The 387-nt window shown below is 56.3% G+C and carries 1 protein-coding gene and 1 pseudogene; both read left to right on the forward strand.

What is annotated here, in order from left to right:
* Positions 1-142: pseudogene (secY, locus tag EPK82_RS24725) on the forward strand (preprotein translocase subunit SecY); the annotation flags it as partial.
* Positions 143-287: 145 nt separating this feature from the next.
* Positions 288-387: 50S ribosomal protein L36 (gene rpmJ, locus EPK82_RS24730; protein WP_134678356.1), on the forward strand; the 100-nt coding region annotated here is incomplete at its 3' end.

Raw genomic sequence — 387 nt, forward strand, 5'->3', positions numbered from 1 at the left:
GTTCTATTTCGGTGGCACGTCCCTGCTGATCATCGTGGTCGTCACCATGGACTTCATGGCCCAGGTGCAGAACTACATGATGTCCCAGCAGTACGAGTCGCTGCTCAAGAAGGCGAACTTCAAAGCAACACCAGGCTCCTGAGGTCTGGCGAGCCGGAAGCGGATCCGCTACAATCGCGGGTTCGCCTCCAGCATGTACGGTTAATGATGCCCATCGATCCATCGCGGGCACGCAAAGTGTGTTCCGCGCGTGGCCGGAACGAATGGACTAGTTTTAGGAGAGTGAAATGAGAGTTTCGGCTTCGGTCAAGAAAATCTGCCGCAACTGCAAGATCATCCGCCGCAAGGGTGTCGTGCGGGTCATCTGCACCGACATGCGCCATAAGC

The sequence above is a fragment of the Ectopseudomonas khazarica genome (assembly GCF_004521985.1).
Classification (GTDB): Bacteria; Pseudomonadota; Gammaproteobacteria; order Pseudomonadales; family Pseudomonadaceae; genus Aquipseudomonas; species Aquipseudomonas khazarica.